This is a genomic window from Arthrobacter sp. TJ-170, assembly GCF_058269305.1.
Window position 1 is genome coordinate 707,141 of sequence record NZ_JBZCNL010000001.1, and the last position, 19,900, is coordinate 727,040.

Consider the following 19,900-nt stretch of genomic DNA (forward strand, 5'->3'; position numbering starts at 1 on the left):
CGCCGTCGAACACAGCAGGGTGGTTGCCACGGCGAATCAATCCTATCTTAGAGCCCGCGCAACACGTTCGTAAGCCCTTGTGACAGCAGTAGGCTGCTCCAGGCGTGCTTAGCAGGCTCGGGGTTCGCCGTAGGGTGAAATGCGCCTTGGAGGGCGAACGGGGTAGTCGAAGGGTCAGGAGAAAGCCACGTGAGAGTCGAGGACCGGAAGCACAGCGAGCCTTCGGGTACGGTACAACCGCACATGGGGAAGGTCATCGGCGTCAGCGTCGCTGCCGCCGTGGGCGGACTCCTGTTCGGCTTTGATACCGCTGTTGTCAACGGCGCGGTCGACGCCGTCCAGGAAAACTTCGGCCTCGGCGAAGCGGTCCTGGGATTCACCGTCGCAATCACCCTGCTCGGCTGAGCAGCCGGCGCCTGGTCCGCCGGAGGACTCGCGGACCGTCTCGCCGCAAGCGCGTCATGTTCGGCGCTGCAATCATCTTCCTGGTCAACTCGCTCGGTTCACGCTTCGCGGTCAGCGAGTGGGACTTGATGCTCTGGCGTCTCATCGGTGGCGTTGCGATCGGTATCGCATCCGTCATCGCACCGGGCTACATCGCCGAGATCGCCCCTGCGAAGTGGCGCGGCGGCCTGGCCTCCATCCAGCAGCCGCCCACGTGCTGTTGCGCGTCACCGGGATCAGGGACACTTCAGCCAAGCTGGCGGAGATCCGTTCGACCCTCAGGATGGAGGAAACGACGAACCTCCGGGATCTCCGGGGGTCGGTCCTCGGCCTGCAGCCCATACTCTGGGTGGGCATGGTGGTCGCAGCCCTGCAGCAGATGGCCACCGGAGAAGACGTCGTACTGCCGGGGCTTTGGGGACCCGTAGCCCTGATCGGCGCCAACGTCTTCGTCATTTCTTCGCGGCGACCTGGGGGCCGGTGATGTGGGTGACGCTCGGAGAAATGTTCCCGAACAAGGTGCGTTCCATCGCCCTCGGCGTGGCCACCATGGTGAACTGGATCTTCAACTTCATCGTGACGCTCGCATTCATGTGGGTCAGCGAGAACCTTGGCGTGTGGATCATGTATGCGGTCTTCACCGTCTTCGCCGTCGTCTCCTTCTGGTTCGTCAAGACGCACCTCGAGGAATACGCGGGCCGTGAACTGGAGGACCGGGATGAACTGGTGCCCGCTGAAAGAGGCGTTTGACGCCCGTGCAGGCGAGAAATATGCGTCGGTGGTAATTTTGGGACAGTTGCGCAGGATGAACGAATGGGAGCAGGGCATATGGAGAGCTCGACGAGCACGCGGGTAAAGACGAGCACGCGGGTAAATCGGTCCAGCGGTTCGCCGTCGGTAATCGGCCTCATCAGATTGCTGTTGCGGCTGACCCCGCGTCAGTTCGGCGATGAAGTCTCACTAGCCCGCGAGCAGCTCAAGCAAAAGGGCATCACAGCAGGCGTTGCAGCGGCTTTCTTCGCTGTAGCGCTTGTTTTTCTTGCTTTCCTGGCTGTTGCCCTCATCGTTGCGGCAATCATGGGCCTTGCAACGATCATGCCCGCCTGGCTCGCCGCGTTGTGTTTCGCTGCGCTGTTCCTCATCATTGCGGTGATCGCGGGTCTGATGGGCTACTCCAGGTTCAAGAAGGCACTGCCGCTCCTGCCCGAGGACGCCATTCGCGGCGTCAGGTATGACATCGGGGTGCTCAAGGAAGGCCGCAGGTTCAACCCGGCAACGCTCGACGTCAAGAAGTCCGCAGAGGAAAAGAAGGCCAAGCACAAGGAGACCGGGGAGCCCAAGCCGCCAACGCCGTCGTACACCGAGCTGCGCAGCCGCTCCGGACGCCGCCGCGACCACATCGCCGAAACGCGCGATCATCTCGGCCGCGAACTGGACTTCAAGTCGCAGTTCACCCGCACCACCTCACGGGCACGTACCGCAGCGGTACAGGTAAAGTCCGCCCGCGATGCCAAGCGCATCCAGAGCAGCTCCCCGCGGGCTGCCCACGTTCCGGTGCGCCACAACCCGCGATACAACCAGACCCTCGCCGACCGGTGGAAGCCGCTCAGCGTCGTCGCCGCTTCCGCCGCTGCAATCGCTGTGATGGTGCGTCGGCTCGTCGAAAAATAAGCGTCGCACCCCCGTTTGGGGCGCGCCGTCCGCTGCCGGGTAAATGTAACCCTGCCTGCATAATGGGAGCGGAGGGACAGTGATCAGACTAATTGGCGCCGGGGGAAAGCCTGGGCGGACTCCTGCCGAGTTGAACACTTTCTGGACCGTGCCCAACATCATCACTGTGGTCCGGTTCCTCGGAGTCCCACTCTTCGTACTGTTCATCGTGCAGAGCCAGTATGCCGCCGCTGTGATCACCCTGGTGCTGCTCGGCTCTACGGATTGGATTGACGGCTACGTGGCCCGCCGGTTGGGCCAGGTCTCCCCGATCGGCAAGTGGTTGGATCCGCTGGCGGACCGGACTGCACTGATCGTCGTTGCCGTGACCTTCGTAGTGGACGGGGTTGCGCCCATCTGGCTGGTGTTGGCCATTGTGATCCCCGACGTCATCCTCATCATCAATGCGCTGATCCTCTTCCGCGGACGTTTGTCCCTGCCGGTGTCAACCATCGGCAAGATCCGGACCGCGCTGCTGCTCGTCGGAGCGCCGCTTCTGCTCCTGCAACGGGTCGAGGGATTCGACCAACAGTGGCTGGCGATCACGTCCAGCACGCTGCTGATCCTTGGGTGCATCGGTCACCTCATCGCGTTCTTCGGGTACTTCATCGCGGCCCACCGCTTGTACCGGCAGGAGCGCACCCCATGATGAGAGCAGGCACATGGCCTGGGTAGCGGTCCTCCTGGCGCTGCTCGGCGCATGCTTCCTCGCATACGGCGCCCAGCGCCAAGGCAGCGCTGTGCGCTCAAACACCGGTGGCCTGTCACTGAACTCCACCGGGTTCATGCGATTGCTGCGCAATCCGCGGTGGATCCTCGGGCTGATCCTGCTCGGCGCCGGAATCGTCTGCAACGTCATCGCGCTCAGTCTGGCCAGCCTCACCGTCGTGCAGCCTATCGGGGCTATCGCGCTGGTCATCACCACAATCGTGAACTCCAGGGACCAGGGCGTCCGCATCAACCGGGCCACCGTCGTCGCGATTTCCCTGTGCGTCACCGGCAGCGCATTGTTCGTGCTGCTGGCACTCAACGTGACGCGCAAGAACCACGTCGTCCTGCCCGACCAGGAACTCACCGCGGTCCTGCTGCTGAGCATCGCCGTCGCACTGTTCGGCACCCTCGCGGCCTTCTTCAAACGGCGGCTCAGTGCGTTCGCCTACGTTCTCGGTGCCGGAGTGCTCTTCGGTTTCGTAGCCGTGCTGATCAAGATCATCGCCACGCACCTGCTCGATCCGAACGGCCGGTTCTTCCTGAATGTCCCCCTCTACAGCGTGATCGCGATCATCGCTGCAGCAGGACTTGGCTCCTGGTTCGTGCAGAGCGCCTACGCAACAGGCCCGCCGGACCTCGTGATCGCAGGCCTGACGGTGATCGATCCGATCGTGGGAATCGCCGTCGGCATAGTCGTGCTGGGAGAACTTCAGCCACACGTTGAATCAGTGATCGCAATTGCCATGGGCGCGGCCGCCATCGTTGCTATTGTTGGAGTAATAGCCCTGTCGCGCCACCATCCGGATGTGGTCAAGCGCCAGAAAGAAGCACGACGGCGGTAACGCCGGTGACTTCTCCCACCGTTGCCAACCCGAGGACTACTTCGTGACTGATACGGCAGCAGATGCGCCGCTGACCATCCTCATCGCCGCGGATACTTACCCGCCGCACGTGAACGGGGCAGCCCAGTTCGGATACCGGCTGGCCAAGGGCATGACCGCACGCGGTCACAACGTCCACGTCCTGGCTGCGAACCCCAACAATGGGAAGAGCTTCACCGAGCCGGGAGGTGAGTGGACGGTGCACCGTCTCCGCTCGCACTCGGTGCCCACGCACGAGTACTGGCGAATCTGCCTGCCCTGGGAGATCAAACGCGATGTCAGCATGCTCTTCGACCGGGTTCAGCCCGACGTCGTGCATATCCAGTGCCACTACATGGTCGGTGAGTATGCGCTCTATGAGGCGGTGAAGCGCGGCATCCGTGTGGTCGCTACCAACCACTTCATGCCGGAGAACCTGAACCCGTTCCTGCCGTTCCCCCAGTGGTTCAAAAACATCGTTGCGAAGAATTCGTGGCGCGATATGGGCAGGGTAATGGGAAAGGCCGACGTCGTCACCACACCCACTCCGCTTGCCGCCAAAGCAATGCACGAGCACGCTTTCCTCCGCAAGGTCCTGCCGCTGTCGAACGGCATCGATGCGGCGGCGTACGAGGCCAAGCCGGGGGAGCGGATTGAGCGTCCCGACTATCCGATCGTCCTGTTTGTGGGGCGCCTCGCCGAAGAAAAGCACGTGGACGTGCTCATCGACGCCGTGGCGAAGACGCCCAAGGAGCTGAACCTGCATCTGGAGGTCGTGGGCGGCGGCGAGGTGAAGCCCGCGCTGCAGGCCCAGGCAAAGCGGCTGGGGCTGCAAGACCGCGTGAAATTCCATGGGCTCATTGACGATGAGCAGCTTCGTCAGACGTACCTTCGGGCAACCATCTTCTGCCAGCCCGGCACCGCCGAACTGCAATCGCTCGTCACCCTCGAGGCAATGTCCGCTTCCACGCCGGTGTTGCTCGCAAATGCAATGGCTCTGCCGCACCTCGTGGAAGAGGGCGCCAACGGGTATCTGTTCACGCCGCACGACAGCGCAGAACTGGGTCGACGGCTCACAGAGATCGCCTCCATGCCCGAGTCCGAGCGAGAGCGGATGGGCAAGATGAGCCGTTCCATGGTTGAGAAGCACAGCATAGAAACCACCCTCAAGACGTTCGAGGACCTTTACCTCGGCCGGTCCCACGAGGCTGAAACGGTCTAGCCCGCCTGATTCACTGCCGCAGTGGTGGCTAGAATAGGTTGCGCCGATGAGTTGTCGGTGCTGCGGGGCTGTAGCTCAGCCGGTTAGAGCAGCGGACTCATAATCCGTTTGTCGTGGGTTCAAGCCCCACCAGCCCTACAGATAGCGAAGAACCCCGGTCCTGGAGGGCCGGGGTTCTTTGTGTCACCGAATCAGCTGGCACTAGAAGTTACTGGCGGGTAACATAGCGGTCAGGTGTGTTGCGCCACGAGGGCGCGGACCGTCCCGGCGCTGGTGCGCGTCGGCTGACTGATGGTGAGGAACGTTCATGGGTGGACCCGCTCTCAATGCTGACACTCTGCCGTACGCTGACGGCGACTTCTACTTCTTCGAGCAGTTGCTCGCCCCCGAGGAGCGCAACCGGCTCCATGAGGTCCGGGAATGGCTCGCCCAGGAGGTGCGCCCGCACGCATCACGATGGTGGAACGCCGGAGTATTCCCGACAGAGCTGATCCCGCGGATCGCGGAGCTGGATATCGTCTCTCCCGTGAAGCGGCTCGGGTACTCGAATCTCTTCGCCGGCCTGCTCCACGCCGAATTCACCCGGGCGGATACCTCCATCGCGACGTTCATGGGCGTCCATGACGGCCTGTTTGCCGGTTCCATCGAGACGCTCGCCTCACCCGAGCAGCAGGCGGAGTGGCTCCCGGATATCTACGCCATGAAGAAGATCGGCGCCTTCGGCCTCACTGAACCACTGGGCGGTTCGGATGTTGCCGGCGGTACGCGGACCACGGCGGAGCGCAGCGGAGACGGCTGGGTCCTCAATGGCGCGAAGCGCTGGATCGGCAACGCAACCTTCTCTGACTGGGTAGTCATCTACGCCCGTGACGTCGCCGACAACCAGGTCAAAGGTTTCATGGTCGATACCTCGCTTCCGGGTTACAAGGCTACGAAGATCGAAAACAAGACGGCGCTGCGAACGGTTGAGAACGCCGACATTATGTTGGAGGGCCTACAGATCAGCGACGACTATCGGCTCACCGGCGCCAACAGCTTCAAGGACACAAACAAGGTACTGCGCATCACCCGTCTCTCAGTTGCATGGCAGGCCGTCGGGCAGCAGTTGGCGGCGTTTGATGTCGCCCGCCGGTACGCAGTGGAGCGCCAGCAGTTCGGGCGTCCACTCGCGTCCTTCCAGCTCATCCAGCAGCAACTGGTCGAGATGCTGGGTAACACCGTCAGCTCTCTCGGCATGATGGTGCGTCTTGCCCAGTTGGCCGATGACGGCGGTGCCCGCGACGAGCAGTCAGCCCTCGCCAAGGCATTCACCACCGCCCGCATGCGGGAAACCGTCGCGCTGGGGCGCAGCATCCTCGGCGGCAACGGCATTGTCACCGATTATGAGATGGCCAAGATTTTCGCTGATGCCGAAGCCGTCTATTCCTACGAGGGAACGTACGAAATCAACTCGCTGGTTACGGGGCGCGCGATCACGGGAATTGCCGCCTTCGTCTAGGTCTGCGGTTCGCCCGGCTCCGTTAGAGGAAGCAGGACAGACGGGCGCCGGTCCGAGACGAAGGGGAGCGGATTGACGTACTCCCCGTTGTCCCGCACGCCCCAGTGCACACACAGGCCGGGACAGTGAGATTCGGTGCTGATGCGCCCGACCTCCTGCCCGGCCTGCACGATTTCTCCTTCTGCAACTGAAGCGGTCACCGGTTCAAAGCTGGACAGGAATCCGTCGCCGTGGTCGATCGTCAGCACCGGCCGGTCCACCACAGTGCCGACGAACACCACCTTGCCGTCGGTGGGGCTGAGGATCACGCCGTCCGATGCGCCGAGATCAACGCCGCGGTGCCCGGCCATCCACGGCTGCGGCGGCCGGTCGAAATGCCTCAACACCGGCGGAGTGTCATGCAGGGGCCACTCCCACTGCGCCTCGGCCGTCGAGGAGGCGGGCGCCGGCGGGCCCAGGGGAATCAGGAGGCCGACGATGGCCAGTCGCTGGAGCGCGTTGTGTAAAACAGTCACCTCCTCACTGTGCTGTGCGTTGATGGTGAGCGACCGTCGTCGTGCGCGCATGTGGACACAATCAGCGATATCGGTGGCATGTGGAGCAGGGGATGGGGGCGTCCAGTGGCAGTCAGGAAGGGTTACCGGCTGTAGTACACTTGGTGAAGCAGTTCTCCGTATGCTGTCGTGCCATAAATTTTCTCATTGGTGTGCCCCGCGTCGGGAACTGACTACGCGTGTCCTGATTCGCGGGCAGCCCATCGTTGAGCTTTCAGCAGTGAGCGCTGGTCCCGGGAACACTGCCCCAGCGGTCCGGAGAAATCCGGTATGGAGGAGTGAGCCACCCGGCTGACGGACGCCAGGACCCCGCGTCGTCCGCGGGATAATAACCGTCAAACCGGCAGAACACAGCAGTGCCTGTACTGCCCTACGAAAGGAACGACATGCCAGTCGTTACCATGCGCCAGCTGCTCGACAGCGGCGTTCACTTCGGCCACCAGACCCGTCGCTGGAACCCGAAGATGAAGCGCTTCATCTTCACGGAGCGCAACGGAATCTACATCATTGACCTGCAGCAGTCGCTGTCCTACATTGACCGCGCCTACGAGTTCATCAAGGCAACGGTCGCGCACGGCGGAACAGTTCTGTTTGTCGGCACCAAGAAGCAGGCCCAGGAAGCGATTGCCGAGCAGGCAACCCGCGTTGGACAGCCCTACGTCAACCAGCGCTGGCTGGGAGGCATGCTCACCAACTTCCAGACCGTTTCCAAGCGCATCCAGCGCATGAAGGAACTCGAGGAAATCAACTTCGAAGATGTCGCCGGTTCCGGCCACACCAAGAAGGAGCTCCTCCTGCTGCAGCGCGAGCTGACCAAGCTGCAGAACAATCTGGGCGGTATCCGCAACCTCACGAAGGCTCCGTCCATCGTCTGGGTTGTCGACACCAAGAAGGAGCACCTCGCGATCGACGAGGCCAAGAAGCTCAACATCCCGGTTGTCGCTATCCTTGACACCAACTGCGATCCCGATGAGGTCGACTTCCCGATCCCGGGTAACGACGACGCCATCCGCGCCGTCAACCTGCTGACCCGCGTTGTTGCCGACGCCGTTGCCGAGGGCCTCATCGCCCGCAACAACCGCGCCTCCGGTAACGATGCCGCCGCAGCCGAAGAGCCGCTCGCTGAGTGGGAGCGTGAGCTGCTTGAGGGCAGCGCCGCGCCCGCTGAGGAAGCTCCCGCTGCCGAAGCCCCGGCCGCCGAAGCTCCTGCAGCTGAGGAAGCTCCCGCTGCCGAAGCTCCCGCTGCCGAAGCTCCTGCAGCCGAGGAAGCCCCCGCTGCCGAAGCCCCGGCTGCTGTTGAAGCTCCTGCCGAGGAAGCTGCAACCGGCGAGAGCAAGTAGTTTCAGCGAAAGGGTGCGGGACGTCAAAGCCCGCACCCTTTCGCTTGTGCCGGAGCCTGGATCCGGAGAACTTTCACGCAAATTATCTTTGACGAGAAACCACATCTGAGGAGTTCAAATGGCAAACTACACTGCCGCTGACATCAAGGCTCTCCGCGAGCGGACCGGCGCCGGAATGATGGACGTGAAGAAGGCTCTCGACGAGGCCAACGGCGATGCCGACAAGGCCATGGAGCTCATCCGCATCAAGGGCCTGAAGGGTGCTACCAAGCGTGAAGGCCGTTCGACTGCCGAGGGCCTCGTAGCCGCCAAGGTCGAGGGCAACGTCGGCGTCATGGTCGAGGTCAACTGCGAAACCGACTTCGTCGCCAAGGCCGGGCCGTTCATCGAGTTCGCCAACAAGGTGCTCGCTGCCGCCATCGAATCCGGTGCGTCCGATGTCGAGTCGCTGCTTGCCCACACCGTTGACGGCAAGGCCGTCTCGGAGCACGTCATCGAAGCCGGTGCACTGCTCGGCGAGAAGGTGGACATCCGCCGCGTGGCACGCGTCGAAGGTGAAATCGTTGACGCCTACCTGCACAAGACGTCCAAGGACCTCCCCGCACAGGTAGGCGTGCTCTTCGCCGTCGAAGGCAGCGGAGATGCGGCAGCTGAGGCTACACACGACGTCGCCGTTCACATCGCGGCCTACTCACCGACCTACCTCACCCGTGAGGACGTCCCGGCAGAGTTGGTCGAGACCGAGCGCCGCATCGCTGACGAGACAGCGCGTGCAGAGGGCAAGCCCGAGGCCGCCCTGTCCAAGATCGTCGAGGGCCGCCTGACCGGCTTCTTCAAGGAGGGCGTACTGGTTGATCAGGCGTTCGCCAAGGACGCCAAGAAGTCCGTGGCGCAGGTGCTGAAGGAAGCAGGAGTGGAGCCTAAGGAGTTCGCTCGCTTCCGGGTGGGTGCCTAAACAGTTGTTGTTGGGCCCTCGCGGGTCCGCGTTTCTTTGAGATGATGGAGGGGTGGTCGCCACGGTGGCCGCCCCTCCGTCATGTCCGGTGACACATCCTGCACCGAACCTGCAAGACTGATCCCAATCCATTCATTCGAGATATGCCTGCCGAAGCGAAGACGCTTAGGCAGGCGAGTTCCACCTGATCTGCATTGAGCATTCAGCGCAGCAAGCAATTCAAACGCACGCACGACAGCCCCTGGAGGCATCATGGAGAAATACGATAAGGCTGACCAGAGCGGATCCCCTAGACGGCGTGTGCTGTTGAAGCTTTCCGGAGAAGTCTTCGGCGGCGGAAAGCTTGGAGTGGACCCCGAGATGGTGCGGGGGATCGCTAAACAGATTGCCGCGACCATCGGTGAGGTCGAAGTCGCCATTGTGGTCGGTGGCGGAAACTTCTTCCGCGGCGCCGAACTCTCCCAGAGCGGCATGGACCGTTCCCGTGCGGACTACATGGGCATGCTCGGCACCGTGATGAACTGCCTCGCGCTACAGGATTTCCTCGAACAGGCAGGTGTCGAGACCCGCGTGCAGAGCGCCATCACCATGGGGCAGGTAGCGGAAGCGTATATCCCGCGGCGCGCGATCCGGCACCTTGAGAAGGGCAGGGTCGTAATCTTCGGTGCAGGCGCCGGCCTGCCGTACTTCTCCACAGACACGGTCGCCGCCCAACGCGCTCTGGAAGTCCGCGCCGACGTCGTATTGATGGCCAAGAGTGGTGTGGACGGCGTCTACACCGCCGACCCGCGCAAGGACCCCGGCGCCCAGAAGCTGGACGCGCTGTCCTACGACGACGCGCTGAGGCAGGATATCCGGGTAATGGACCAGACGGCGATGACCATGTGCAAGGACAACAACCTCTCCATGGTGGTCTTTGGCATGGAGGGCGAGGGCAACGTCACCAGCGCGATCATGGGCGAGCGGATCGGCACGGTCGTCACCGCCTGACCGCCGCGCACCCGTGGACGGTCCCAGCGTATCCCCGGCTGTGAACTAGGATTATCAACTGAATCGGACGCTGGAGAAGCAGCGGATTTCGAACCAAAGGAGAAATCGTGATCGAAGAGACTATGTCAGAGGCCACCGAGCGAATGGACAAGGCCGTCGAGGCTGCGAAGGAAGACTTCGCGACCGTCCGCACCGGCCGTGCCAACCCGTCCCTGTTCTCGAAGGTTGTCGTCAACTACTACGGTTCACCCACGCCTCTCCAGCAGCTGGCCTCCTTCCAGAACCCGGAAGCCCGCACGCTGCTCATCACGCCGTTTGACCGGTCCGCGCTCAGCGACATCGAAAAGGCACTGCGCGACTCCGATCTTGGAGCGAACCCGTCCAATGACGGAAACGTGATCCGCGTGGTCCTCCCCGAGCTGACCGAGGAACGGCGCAAGGAATACGTCAAGCTGGTGCGCGGCAAGGCCGAGGACGCCAAGATCCAGATCCGGAACATCCGTCGCAAGGCGAAGGACGGGATCGACAAGGCGGTCAAGGACGGCGACGCCGGCGAAGACGAGGGTGCCCGCGCCGAGAAGGACCTGGACGCACGGACGAAGGCCCACACCGACACCATCGACGACATGCTCAAGCGCAAGGAAACAGAGCTGCTCGAGGTCTGATGAGCGACCCCCAGCCTTCTACCGAGGCTGGCCGCACGCCTGCCGCTGACGCTGCGCACAAGGCAGCGGCCGGCTCACCGGACGCTGGCGTCCTGCCTAAAAGGCGTGCTCTGCGCGAGGCAGCGAAAACCCGCGGAGTCAGCCTGTTCAAGCGCCGTCCGGCGCGCGCCAAGTCCGGAGAAAACTCACGTGCGGGACGGAATCTCCCGGCGGCCATCGTCGTCGGAGTTGCGTTGCTGGTATCGCTGCTGGTGGGGATGCTGTTCCTGCCGCTCGCGTTCGTCGCGCTCACCACGATGATCGGCGTCGTCGGCGTCTGGGAAGTGGGCAGGGCGCTCGAGGTCCGGCAGATCAAGGTGCCCACAGTGCCCGCTGTGGCAGCCGGCGTCGCGCTTCCGTTCGCCGCCTACCTGGGTGGCCCTGAGGCGCTGGCCTTCGCGACGGTGGTATCCGTAACGGCACTGGCATTGTGGCGCAGCCTCGACCCTGCGCCCGATGCCGCGCGAAGCATCATGGCGGGAACCTTCGTTCTCCTGTGGGTGCCGTTCCTCCTCAGCTTTGCGATGCTGCTGCTTCAGGAGCCCTCGGGCGCGATAAAGGTCGCCACTCTGCTGTTGCTCGTGGTATCGAACGACACCTTCGGCTACCTGATAGGCGCATTCTTCGGTAAGCACGCCATGGCGCCGCGCATCAGCCCGAAGAAGTCCTGGGAGGGCTTCGGCGGGTCGATCGGGGGAGCGATGGTGGTCGGCGTCCTCGCGGTGGTGTTCCTGCTGGACCGGCCGTGGTGGGTGGGTATCTGCCTGGCGGTTGCCGTCGTCGCCGCAGCCACTGCCGGAGACCTCGCCGAGTCAATGATCAAGCGTGAACTCGGCGTCAAGGACATGAGCAGTCTCCTGCCCGGGCACGGGGGTGTGATGGACCGGCTCGATTCGATCGTTTTCGCCTCACCGGTTGCCTTCCTGCTGTCCGTTACATTGTTACCCGGAGCACTGTAAAACCGCACGACCGTGCGTCGTGACCGCGTCTGACCGCGTCGGAACTAGGAAAGAGAACGCACAACCATGGATGGAGCACGCAACGGCAGCTCGCCGTTTGCCCGTGTCGGCCGGCGCGAGTATGGCTACAACGCCAGGCAGGTCGACAAGTTCCTGACCCGCGCCCGTACCTTCTACAACTCCGACGGCGCTGACGGCGACCCGGTCACCAGCTCCGACGTCCGCACCATGGCTTTCGATCCTGCCCGTGGCGGGTATGAACCGCGGGCCGTTGACGCAGCGCTGGACCGGCTGGAGGATGTTTTCGCCCAGCGGGAGCGCAACGCCCTCATCGAGGCGAAGGGCGAACAGGCATGGCTCATGCAGATCGGACGCATCTCGGCTGTCCTTCGCGGCCGGCTGCACCGACCTCCGGGTGAGCGTTTCCGGCGTCCGTCGCGGAAGAATGCCACCAGCTACAACATCGAAGATGTGGATGCTCTCTGCAACGAACTGCTGGGCTATTTCGAGAACGACATGCCCCTCAGCGTCGATGTGGTCCGCCGGGCGGTTTTCCGGGAAGCCATCGGCCGGGACGGTTACGAGGAAACCCAGGTGGATGCCTTCCTCGACCGCGTGGTCGGGCTCATGGCAGCCATTGATTAATCAGGTCTCGCGTACCGGCGTTCAGGCAATCTCAGGCGTATGCAGCCGCGCGAGCACCCGCGACGTGTTCTTCGGCCTGCGCCGGGCGGTCAGGCGTGACACCACAATGGTGATCGCGAATGCCGCCGGAACCGTCCAGAGGGCGGGCAGCCGAAGCCACTGCGGCGCCTGATCGACGCCCAGGACGGCAGCCAGCAGGATTGAGCTGCCGCACAGGACTGCACCGGAGAGCATGCCCGCCATTGCGCCGGCGTCCGTGAGCCCGCGCCACCAGATGCCTAGCACCAGCAGCGGGCAAATGGTGGACGCCGTGAACGCGAACACCATGCTCACGCTGCCGGCCAGCGCGAGCGTGTCCGTCAGCAGGGCAAACCCCAGCGGAATGAGCGCCGAGACAACCGCCGCCCAGCGGAACCCCGACACACTCGCACGGAAAAAGTCCTGGCTCACCACGCCGGCGAGCGAGACGATCAGGCCGCTGGACGTCGAAAGGAATGCAGCGAACGCTCCGGCGGTGACGAAGGCCGAGAGCACGTCGCCGGTAGGGCCGTCGAAAATGCGGCTCGGCAGCAGCAGTACGGTGGCATCGGCTGCTCCCTGCACTGCCAGGTCGGGCGTGTGTATCCTGCCAAGCACCCCGTAGAGGGTGGGAAACAGGTAAAACACGGAGAGCAGCCCCAGCACAATGAGGGTGGTTCTGCGCGCCGATGCTCCGTCGGGATTGGTGTAGAAGCGCACGAGCACGTGCGGCAGGCCCAGGGTACCGAAGAGCAGCGCGATGACCAGGGAGAAGTTCTGGTACAGCGAGGCATCCGGCATGGCGTCGAGTCCGGAACTGAACACGGCGCCGTCGTTCGTCAGCGATTCTCCGGAGCCTGACAGTTGGATCAGGATGAAGACCACCGGAACGGCAAGTGCCGTCAGCTTAAGCCAGTACTGGAAAGCCTGAACGAAGGTAATGGAGCGCATCCCGCCGGTGATTACGCTCAGACACACAACGACGACGACGGCCACCGAGCCCACCCAGGACGGCAGGCCGGTGGTGATGCGCACCGTCAGCGCTGCACCGTGAAGCTGCGGGACGATGTAGAGCCAGCCGACCGCGATGACGAGGAGGCTGGTCACCCGGCGGACGTTGCGCGAGTCGAGGCGGGCCTCGGCGAAATCGGGGATGGTGTACGCGCCGGAGCGCCGCAGGGGAGCGGCCACGAACAGGAGCAGCATGAGGTATCCGGCGGTGTAGCCGATGGGGAACCAGAGGGCGTCCACACCCGAGAGCAGGATCAGCCCGGCCACGCCGAGGAAGCTGGCGGCGGAGAGGTATTCGCCGCCGATCGCAGAGGCGTTCCACCAGGGCCGCACGGTACGTGAGGCCACATAGAAGTCTCCGGTGGTGCGCGAGATCCGCAGCCCATAGATTCCGATCAGGACGGTGGACAGCGCGACGAGAACCAGCGACACATACCCGACAACCGGATTCAGTTCGGGGAACGTCACTGGTCGTCCACCAGGTCGCGGAAGCGCCGCTCGATGCGTCCGGCGCTTCGCACGTACAGAACGGCGCAGCCGATCACGAGCGGATAGATGCCCAGACCGAGGACGAGCCAGGGGACGGGGACAGTTGCGATTGTCCACGTGTTGATCGCCGGGAAGACACTGAACAGCACAGGGATGCCGGCGAGAATCACCAGGAAGCCGGACGCCACCACCGCGGCCAGCCTCAGCTGGGACCGGATGAGCGAGCGCACGAAGAGTTCCCCGACGTCGGACTGCTCAGCCATTTCCCGTGAGACGGGATAGGTTCCGGCCGGCCCCGTTGCAGATTGGGGTGCGGTGACACGGACCCGTGCCGGGCCGGGTTCAGGCTCTGACATGGTGTTACTGCCCGGGCCGCAGGCGCGTGGCTTCAAGCTTGCCGCGGATCTCGGACAGATGGCGCCGGCTCACCGGCAGTTCCGCGTCACCCACCAGCACGCTTGCCCTGCCCGTTCCGAGCTTGACCTGGGTCACCTGATCCATTGCCACCAGGTAGGAGCGGTGAGTACGCAGGAACCCGGCGTCAGCCCACTGCCGTTCGAGGTCATTCAGGGGAATCCGGATGAGGTAACTCGCCTCTGCGGTGTGGAGCCGTGCGTAGTCGCCCTGGGCCTGGACGTACCGGACCTCGTCGCGCCTGATCATCCTGCTGATGCCGCCCTGATCAACAGTGATGACCTCCGGGGTCGTGGCGCCGTCCTCCATCAGTTCGCAGATGCGGCGCACTGACTCGGTGAGCCTCTCGGTGCGGACCGGCTTCAGGAGATAGTCGACGGCGCGAAGTTCGAACGCCTCCAGCGCCCGGTCTTCATCTGCGGTGACGAAGACGACGGCGGGAGGCCGGCTGAAGCGCGAGATGACCCTTGCGATGTCCAGGCCGGACAGGGACGGCATGTGGATGTCGAGGAACAGCGCATCGATCGGGTGGCTCTGCAGGATCCTCAGGGCCTCGGCGCCGCTCGATGCCTGGTGGATGGTGTCGACCCGGACGTCCTTGGACAGCAGGAAGCCCAGTTCTGCGAGTGCCGGAAGTTCATCGTCGACGATGACCACGTTGACCATGGTCCCAGATTACGCGGAAAGTTCAGCCGGCCACGTTCCTGTGCATGTGGTTGGGTATGGGTCCAGTGCGGATCAGGTCTGATGATCGGGCTGTGACTTGGGAATGCGCAGCGTGATCAGTGTGCCGGCGCCGGGCGCCGTGTCGATGATGAGGCCGTGGGCGTCGCCGTAAACCTGCCGCAACCTCGAATCGACGTTACGCAATCCGACATGGACGCCGTCCACATGCCCGGCAAGCACGGCGCGCAAGCGGTCGGGGTCCATGCCCACGCCGTCATCCTCAACTGTCACTTCGGCGTACGCGCCGGCGTCGTGTGCTGTGATGGTGATGTTGCCGGTTCCATCCTTAGAATCCAGGCCGTGCCTCACTGCGTTCTCCACCAGCGGCTGCAGGCTAAGGAAGGGGATGACGGTGCTGAGTACCTCCGGACCGATCTGCAGGCTGACCTTGAGCCGGTCCCCGAAACGCGCGCGTTCGAGGAGCAGGTAGCGGTCGATGGACCTGAGCTCCTCGGCCACGGTGGTGAAGTCACCGTGGCGGCGGAAGGAGTAGCGGGTGAAGTCGGCGAACTCCACCACGAGTTCGCGCGCCCGCTCCGGATCGGTGTTGATGAAGGAAGCGATCGCGTTCAGGGAGTTGTAGATGAAGTGCGGGCTGATCTGTGCGCGCAGTGCCCGAACCTCCGCTTCCATGAGCTGGGTGCGGGAGGAGTCCAGTTCGGCCAGCTCCACCTGGGTGGCCACCCACGCGCCGACCTCGTTGGTTGCCCGGACGAGCCCTGCGTTGACCGAGGGCGCGAACGCGCCGACCGTTCCGACCACCCGCCCGTTCACACGGATCGGCGCAACCACAGCCTCGGTCAGACCGTTCCTGTCTCCTGTCACATTTGCCAGCTTTGACTGCTTGAAGATCTGTGTGCGCCCGCTGGCCAGTACCTCCCGGGCAACGAGCATTACCTCCGGCGGCTCCGGCGCGGTCCCCTCCCACGCCAGGACGCCGTTGGCGTCCGTCACCAGCAGCGCCTGGCAACGCAGCAGGCCGCGCAGGTGCCTCGCGGCTTTCGAAGCACCGCTCGGCGTCAGGCCCGTTCGCAGGTGTTCCGATGCCAGGGCCGCCGTATGCAGTGTGGCGTAGGTGGCGCGATCGGCGTCGGAACCGAGATCACGGTAGGAGCGCGAGAACTTGAATCCCAGGACCGCCACCACAGCAAGGGTGATGGTAACGACGGCGGCCACAAGCGCGACGTCGACGGCAGGGCTGAGCATGGCTCAAGACTAACCGCGAACACCGGGACGAAATGCAACCGTTCGTCGCAACGGGGCACCGTTTACCGCACGTCGATGCCCGTTGAGCGACGTGCCCTCCCAAGGCCTTGGCACCCGCCCGCGGATTAATCCACAGTGATGGGAGTCACACTCCCGCGCCGTGTCCCGCCTTCCGCGGTGCCGAGCCCGCGTGGGAGCCCCTAACGAGGAGGTATCCATGGGTCCTGACCCATCCACGGGCGCACCGCCGTCCGCCCCGGTGGACTTCACGGAAGTCCAGCAGAGGCCGCAGTTCAAGGAACTCAGAAGGCGGCACCGCAGCTTTGTCTTTCCCATGGCCGCCGCGTTCCTGCTGTGGTACTTCCTGTACGTCCTGCTTGCGGACTACGCGCACGAATTCATGTCCACGCCCGTCTTCGGACACGTCAACATCGGACTGCTCCTCGGTCTCCTTCAGTTCGTTAGCACCTTTGCCATCACCATGTGGTACGTCAGCTACGCGAACAAGCGGCTCGACCCCATCGCGGAGGAACTGCGAAATGACCTCGAGGCCCAGGCTCCAGAGGTCTTCCACGACGAGGGAGGCATCAAATGAGGCAGTTCCTGCCGTTGCAGACCGTAGAAACAACCACGGTCGGCGAGCCATGGCTCAACATCACCATCTTCGGACTCTTCGTTGCGATCACGTTGGTGATCGTGCTGCGCGCCAGCCGCAACAATAAGACCGCTGCCGACTACTACGCGGCAGGCCGGTCCTTCACCGGGCCGCAGAACGGGACGGCGATCGCAGGGGACTACCTGTCTGCTGCGTCCTTCCTCGGCATCGTTGGTGCCATCGCCATCAACGGCTACGACGGATTCCTGTACTCCATCGGGTTCCTGGTGGCCTGGCTGGTGGCGCTCCTGCTCGTAGCGGAGCTGCTGCGCAACACCGGTAAATTCACCATGGCGGATGTCCTGTCCTTCCGGTTGCAGCAGCGCCCGATCCGCATTGCCGCGGCCATCACCACCCTCGCCGTGTGCTTCTTCTACCTTCTGGCGCAGATGGCAGGCGCAGGCGGCCTGGTGTCGCTGCTCCTGGGCATCGACGACCGCCTGGGCCAGTCCCTGGTGATCACCGTGGTGGGCGCGCTCATGATCCTGTACGTGCTGATCGGCGGCATGAAGGGCACCACCTGGGTCCAGATCATCAAGGCCTGCCTGCTTATCGCCGGTGCCTTCGTGATGACGGTGTGGGTCCTGGCGCTTCACGGCTTCAATCTGTCAACCCTGCTCGGCGCGGCAATCGAAACCGCGGGCAACCCCGCGATCACCGGACCCGGCCTGCAGTACGGGGCAACCGGCACAACGCGCCTGGACTTCGTGTCGCTGGCCCTCGCGCTTGTCCTCGGGACGGCCGCCCTGCCGCATGTTCTCATGCGCTTCTACACCGTGCCCACAGCCAAGGAAGCCCGACGATCGGTGGTGTGGGCCATCTGGCTCATCGGAGCGTTCTACCTCTTCACGCTGGTACTCGGCTATGGTGCCGGAGCCTTGATCGGCGCAGACCGCATCAACGCTGCTCCCGGCGGCGTGAACTCGGCTGCTCCGCTGCTGGCGTTCGAACTCGGCGGACCGCTGCTGCTCGGGGTCATCTCGGCAGTCGCTTTCGCCACGATCCTCGCCGTGGTCGCCGGCCTCACCATCACCGCGGCAGCTTCGTTCGCCCACGACATCTACGCGAACGTTGTACGCCGGGGACAGGTTGATCCCGATGGCGAGGTAAAAGTGGCACGGCGCACCGTCGTCGTCATCGGAGTCCTGTCCATCCTGGGCGGAATCGGTGCGCAGGGACAGAACGTCGCCTTCCTCGTTGCCCTGGCCTTCGCCGTGGCGGCAAGCGCCAATCTGCCTACAATCATCTACTCGCTGTTCTGGCAGAAGTTCAACACCCAGGGCGCGCTGTGGAGCATGTACGGCGGCCTGCTCACTGCGATCATCCTGATCGCATTCTCGCCGGTGGTCTCCGGCGGGGAAAAGTCAATGATCCAGGCGGCGGACTTCTCCTGGTTCCCGCTCAGCAACCCGGGCATCGTCTCGATTCCGCTGGCGTTCTTCCTCGGCTGGCTCGGCACTGTGCTGGCCAAGCGTACGGAAGATGCGCAGAAGCAGGCTGAGATGGAGGTCCGGTCGCTGACCGGCGTAGGTGCCGAAAAGGCCACCAGCCACTAATCGGGGAAATATCGGAAGGGGCCGGAATCGTTTCGATTCCGGCCCCTTCTGTCGCATCCGGCAGCTCTGCCCGGTAGGCCAGCGGTTCTAGTGGTCCGCGTGATCTGCCGGTTCGGGCAGCGAGCCATGCTGGCCGTGAGGCACAGCGTCGTTGCCGGCCGTCGAGGCGGCGAGTCCCGGCGTCGTAATACCGGCTACCAGCACGGCTGAGAGGAAGAGCCCTCCGAGGAGCTTGCCGGGTGAGACCGGCGTCGAGGGGAGCGTCCGTCCGGCGCGACGGCGCAGGGCACCGTGGCAGCCGAGCTGCAGGAGAACGAGCGCCAGAGCCGATGCCAGGGTTAGATCAAAATCCCGGTTGCCGACCGGCGCCAGCAGTGTATTCCAGGCAAGGACTCCCAGTACGACGACGCCGGCAACAGGAAGAATCCCGGGTACGGACACCGCCAGCAGCCTGCTCGCACGGTTCCGGCCGGGCAGGCCGCGCAAGGCCAGAATTCCCCAGGCGGTCAGTACCACCGCCCAAAGGCCGACGACGCCTCCGAGGACATGGTTCATGACAGTTCCCGGAGCCAGGAGCGCATCAGCCGCGAGCGCGAAGAAGGTCAGGCCGGAGCCGAGGGCCGTGAAGCCGGACAACAGGCCGAGCAGTTCATCAGCGGACCCTTGCCCGGCATCGGCATCGGCATCGGCACGACGAGGAAGAGCGGGACGGACCCGCCCTTCCAGCGCAGCACTGTTCATGGACGTGTCGCCCGGACTACGCGGTGTGGGCGTGGGCGCGTGAGGTGCGGACGCTCTTGTCCTGCGACAGGCCTACGCCCAGCAGGAGAACGGCGCTCGCAAGGTGCAGGACGTTGTCCGCACCGTTGAGGGCGATGATGTTCAGCGAGGTGCCCACAAGGAAGAGCCCGAGGATTCCGACCAGCAGGTAGACGGCTCCGACGGTGGTGTTGACGCCCTTGGCGGCGTTCACCGACTTGAGGCCGGCCATCAGCAGGGCGGCGCCGATCGCCAGGTGAATGATGTTGTGGAGGGGGTTGACCTCGAAGATGATCAGCGTGTTGCCCTCGGTCGCGAAGAAACCGACGCCGGCGGTCACGAAAAATCCGAGGATTCCGACAAGCAGGTAGACGACGCCGAAGACGGTTGCGAGAAGACGGTTGGGGGAGGAGCTCATGGTGATGCCTTTCCGTTTGGTGTGTGCTCCGGAATGGAGCTCTGCACACCATTCGC

At 63.9% G+C, this 19,900-nt stretch carries 23 protein-coding genes, 1 tRNA gene and 1 pseudogene; 18 read left to right on the forward strand and 7 right to left on the reverse strand.

What is annotated here, in order from left to right:
* The first annotated feature begins 189 nt into the window (after positions 1–189).
* From AC4D1W_RS03300 to AC4D1W_RS03345, 10 genes and pseudogenes are all read left to right on the forward strand, one after another.
* Entirely contained in the window at positions 190–405 is a 216-nt protein-coding gene (locus AC4D1W_RS03300) for a hypothetical protein (protein WP_490890800.1), read from the forward strand.
* A 56-nt stretch (positions 406–461) separates the two neighbouring features.
* Positions 462–590, forward strand: a pseudogene (locus tag AC4D1W_RS03305) (hypothetical protein); the annotation flags it as partial.
* Positions 591–619: 29 nt separating this feature from the next.
* Entirely contained in the window at positions 620–928 is a 309-nt protein-coding gene (locus AC4D1W_RS03310) for a hypothetical protein (protein WP_490890954.1), read from the forward strand.
* 20 nt (positions 929–948) lie between these two features.
* Positions 949–1,194, forward strand: coding sequence for an MFS transporter (locus tag AC4D1W_RS03315; protein WP_490890801.1), 246 nt, complete (start codon positions 949–951; stop codon positions 1,192–1,194).
* 63 nt (positions 1,195–1,257) lie between these two features.
* On the forward strand, positions 1,258–2,115 hold the full coding sequence (locus AC4D1W_RS03320) for a phage holin family protein (RefSeq protein WP_490890802.1): 858 nt from the start codon (positions 1,258–1,260) through the stop codon (positions 2,113–2,115).
* A gap of 148 nt (positions 2,116–2,263) precedes the next feature.
* Positions 2,264–2,803 carry a CDP-alcohol phosphatidyltransferase family protein gene (locus AC4D1W_RS03325; protein ID WP_490890803.1) on the forward strand — a complete coding sequence of 180 codons (540 nt, stop codon included), beginning with the start codon at positions 2,264–2,266 and terminating at the stop codon, positions 2,801–2,803.
* 13 nt (positions 2,804–2,816) lie between these two features.
* Positions 2,817–3,707 carry a DMT family transporter gene (locus AC4D1W_RS03330; protein WP_490897808.1) on the forward strand — a complete coding sequence of 297 codons (891 nt, stop codon included), beginning with the start codon at positions 2,817–2,819 and terminating at the stop codon, positions 3,705–3,707.
* A gap of 43 nt (positions 3,708–3,750) precedes the next feature.
* Positions 3,751–4,947 carry a glycosyltransferase gene (locus AC4D1W_RS03335; RefSeq protein ID WP_490897809.1) on the forward strand — a complete coding sequence of 399 codons (1,197 nt, stop codon included), beginning with the start codon at positions 3,751–3,753 and terminating at the stop codon, positions 4,945–4,947.
* A gap of 64 nt (positions 4,948–5,011) precedes the next feature.
* Positions 5,012–5,085 (forward strand) — tRNA-Ile (locus AC4D1W_RS03340).
* 169 nt (positions 5,086–5,254) lie between these two features.
* Positions 5,255–6,445: an acyl-CoA dehydrogenase family protein gene (locus AC4D1W_RS03345; protein WP_490897810.1), complete on the forward strand. Its 1,191-nt coding sequence runs from the start codon at positions 5,255–5,257 to the stop codon at positions 6,443–6,445.
* Here the strand turns inward: AC4D1W_RS03345 and AC4D1W_RS03350 are convergent.
* Positions 6,442–7,011: a M23 family metallopeptidase gene (locus tag AC4D1W_RS03350; RefSeq protein ID WP_490897811.1), complete on the reverse strand. Its 570-nt coding sequence runs from the start codon at positions 7,009–7,011 to the stop codon at positions 6,442–6,444. The two genes, AC4D1W_RS03345 and AC4D1W_RS03350, sit on opposite strands and share 4 nt — an antisense overlap.
* Positions 7,012–7,385: 374 nt before the next feature.
* Here AC4D1W_RS03350 and rpsB point away from each other — a divergent pair, with 374 nt between their 5' ends.
* The 6 genes from rpsB (at position 7,386) to AC4D1W_RS03380 (ending at position 12,592) form a co-directional block, all read left to right on the forward strand.
* On the forward strand, positions 7,386–8,339 hold the full coding sequence (gene rpsB / locus AC4D1W_RS03355; RefSeq protein ID WP_490897812.1) for a 30S ribosomal protein S2: 954 nt from the start codon (positions 7,386–7,388) through the stop codon (positions 8,337–8,339).
* 118 nt (positions 8,340–8,457) lie between these two features.
* Positions 8,458–9,294, forward strand: coding sequence for a translation elongation factor Ts (gene tsf, locus AC4D1W_RS03360; protein ID WP_490897813.1), 837 nt, complete (start codon positions 8,458–8,460; stop codon positions 9,292–9,294).
* Positions 9,295–9,546: 252 nt separating this feature from the next.
* Complete coding sequence (gene pyrH, locus AC4D1W_RS03365) at positions 9,547–10,284, forward strand: UMP kinase (protein WP_490897814.1); 738 nt, start codon at positions 9,547–9,549, stop codon at positions 10,282–10,284.
* 107 nt (positions 10,285–10,391) lie between these two features.
* The gene (gene frr, locus AC4D1W_RS03370; RefSeq protein WP_490897815.1) at positions 10,392–10,949 is read left to right on the forward strand and encodes a ribosome recycling factor; all 558 of its coding nucleotides are present in this window, start codon (positions 10,392–10,394) and stop codon (positions 10,947–10,949) included.
* Positions 10,949–11,947 carry a phosphatidate cytidylyltransferase gene (locus AC4D1W_RS03375; RefSeq protein WP_490890812.1) on the forward strand — a complete coding sequence of 333 codons (999 nt, stop codon included), beginning with the start codon at positions 10,949–10,951 and terminating at the stop codon, positions 11,945–11,947. Before frr ends, AC4D1W_RS03375 begins: the two co-directional genes overlap by 1 nt.
* Positions 11,948–12,013: 66 nt before the next feature.
* Entirely contained in the window at positions 12,014–12,592 is a 579-nt protein-coding gene (locus AC4D1W_RS03380) for a DivIVA domain-containing protein (RefSeq protein WP_490890813.1), read from the forward strand.
* Positions 12,593–12,613: 21 nt separating this feature from the next.
* Here the strand turns inward: AC4D1W_RS03380 and AC4D1W_RS03385 are convergent, their stop codons facing one another.
* The 4 genes from AC4D1W_RS03385 to AC4D1W_RS03400 all read right to left on the reverse strand — a co-directional run bounded on the left by AC4D1W_RS03385 (position 12,614) and on the right by AC4D1W_RS03400 (position 16,456).
* Positions 12,614–14,074, reverse strand: a complete 1,461-nt coding sequence (locus tag AC4D1W_RS03385) for a sodium/solute symporter (protein ID WP_490897891.1) — start codon at positions 14,072–14,074, stop codon at positions 12,614–12,616.
* A gap of 11 nt (positions 14,075–14,085) precedes the next feature.
* On the reverse strand, positions 14,086–14,466 hold the full coding sequence (locus tag AC4D1W_RS03390; protein WP_490897816.1) for a DUF485 domain-containing protein: 381 nt from the start codon (positions 14,464–14,466) through the stop codon (positions 14,086–14,088).
* Between the two features lie 4 nt (positions 14,467–14,470).
* On the reverse strand, positions 14,471–15,190 hold the full coding sequence (locus AC4D1W_RS03395; protein ID WP_490897817.1) for a LytR/AlgR family response regulator transcription factor: 720 nt from the start codon (positions 15,188–15,190) through the stop codon (positions 14,471–14,473).
* 72 nt (positions 15,191–15,262) lie between these two features.
* The gene (locus tag AC4D1W_RS03400) at positions 15,263–16,456 is read right to left on the reverse strand and encodes a sensor histidine kinase (protein ID WP_490897818.1); all 1,194 of its coding nucleotides are present in this window, start codon (positions 16,454–16,456) and stop codon (positions 15,263–15,265) included.
* Positions 16,457–16,673: 217 nt separating this feature from the next.
* Between AC4D1W_RS03400 and AC4D1W_RS03405 the strand changes: the two genes are divergently transcribed.
* Positions 16,674–17,051 carry a DUF485 domain-containing protein gene (locus tag AC4D1W_RS03405; protein WP_490897819.1) on the forward strand — a complete coding sequence of 126 codons (378 nt, stop codon included), beginning with the start codon at positions 16,674–16,676 and terminating at the stop codon, positions 17,049–17,051.
* Positions 17,048–18,667 carry a solute symporter family protein gene (locus tag AC4D1W_RS03410; RefSeq protein ID WP_490897820.1) on the forward strand — a complete coding sequence of 540 codons (1,620 nt, stop codon included), beginning with the start codon at positions 17,048–17,050 and terminating at the stop codon, positions 18,665–18,667. Before AC4D1W_RS03405 ends, AC4D1W_RS03410 begins: the two co-directional genes overlap by 4 nt.
* Positions 18,668–18,754: 87 nt before the next feature.
* On the opposite strand, the gene AC4D1W_RS03415 is transcribed toward AC4D1W_RS03410, so the two are convergent.
* Positions 18,755–19,408, reverse strand: coding sequence for a hypothetical protein (locus AC4D1W_RS03415; protein ID WP_490897821.1), 654 nt, complete (start codon positions 19,406–19,408; stop codon positions 18,755–18,757).
* A 16-nt stretch (positions 19,409–19,424) separates the two neighbouring features.
* A complete protein-coding gene (locus AC4D1W_RS03420) occupies positions 19,425–19,844 on the reverse strand; it encodes a DUF4383 domain-containing protein (protein ID WP_490890820.1) in 420 nt (139 codons plus the stop codon).
* Positions 19,845–19,900: the final 56 nt, after the last annotated feature.

Coding starts and splice junctions, on each gene's coding strand:
- AC4D1W_RS03400 (WP_490897818.1), bottom strand. CDS start 16,456: ATGCTCAGCCCTGCCGTCGACGTCGCGCTTGTGGCCGCCGTCGTTACC.
- AC4D1W_RS03380 (WP_490890813.1), top strand. CDS start 12,014: ATGGATGGAGCACGCAACGGCAGCTCGCCGTTTGCCCGTGTCGGCCGG.
- rpsB (WP_490897812.1), top strand. CDS start 7,386: ATGCCAGTCGTTACCATGCGCCAGCTGCTCGACAGCGGCGTTCACTTC.
- AC4D1W_RS03330 (WP_490897808.1), top strand. CDS start 2,817: ATGGCCTGGGTAGCGGTCCTCCTGGCGCTGCTCGGCGCATGCTTCCTC.
- AC4D1W_RS03420 (WP_490890820.1), bottom strand. CDS start 19,844: ATGAGCTCCTCCCCCAACCGTCTTCTCGCAACCGTCTTCGGCGTCGTC.
- AC4D1W_RS03320 (WP_490890802.1), top strand. CDS start 1,258: ATGGGAGCAGGGCATATGGAGAGCTCGACGAGCACGCGGGTAAAGACG.
- AC4D1W_RS03405 (WP_490897819.1), top strand. CDS start 16,674: ATGGGTCCTGACCCATCCACGGGCGCACCGCCGTCCGCCCCGGTGGAC.
- AC4D1W_RS03350 (WP_490897811.1), bottom strand. CDS start 7,011: ATGCGCGCACGACGACGGTCGCTCACCATCAACGCACAGCACAGTGAG.
- pyrH (WP_490897814.1), top strand. CDS start 9,547: ATGGAGAAATACGATAAGGCTGACCAGAGCGGATCCCCTAGACGGCGT.
- tsf (WP_490897813.1), top strand. CDS start 8,458: ATGGCAAACTACACTGCCGCTGACATCAAGGCTCTCCGCGAGCGGACC.
- AC4D1W_RS03345 (WP_490897810.1), top strand. CDS start 5,255: ATGGGTGGACCCGCTCTCAATGCTGACACTCTGCCGTACGCTGACGGC.
- AC4D1W_RS03375 (WP_490890812.1), top strand. CDS start 10,949: ATGAGCGACCCCCAGCCTTCTACCGAGGCTGGCCGCACGCCTGCCGCT.
- AC4D1W_RS03395 (WP_490897817.1), bottom strand. CDS start 15,190: ATGGTCAACGTGGTCATCGTCGACGATGAACTTCCGGCACTCGCAGAA.
- AC4D1W_RS03415 (WP_490897821.1), bottom strand. CDS start 19,408: ATGAACAGTGCTGCGCTGGAAGGGCGGGTCCGTCCCGCTCTTCCTCGT.
- AC4D1W_RS03410 (WP_490897820.1), top strand. CDS start 17,048: ATGAGGCAGTTCCTGCCGTTGCAGACCGTAGAAACAACCACGGTCGGC.
- AC4D1W_RS03390 (WP_490897816.1), bottom strand. CDS start 14,466: ATGTCAGAGCCTGAACCCGGCCCGGCACGGGTCCGTGTCACCGCACCC.
- AC4D1W_RS03315 (WP_490890801.1), top strand. CDS start 949: ATGTTCCCGAACAAGGTGCGTTCCATCGCCCTCGGCGTGGCCACCATG.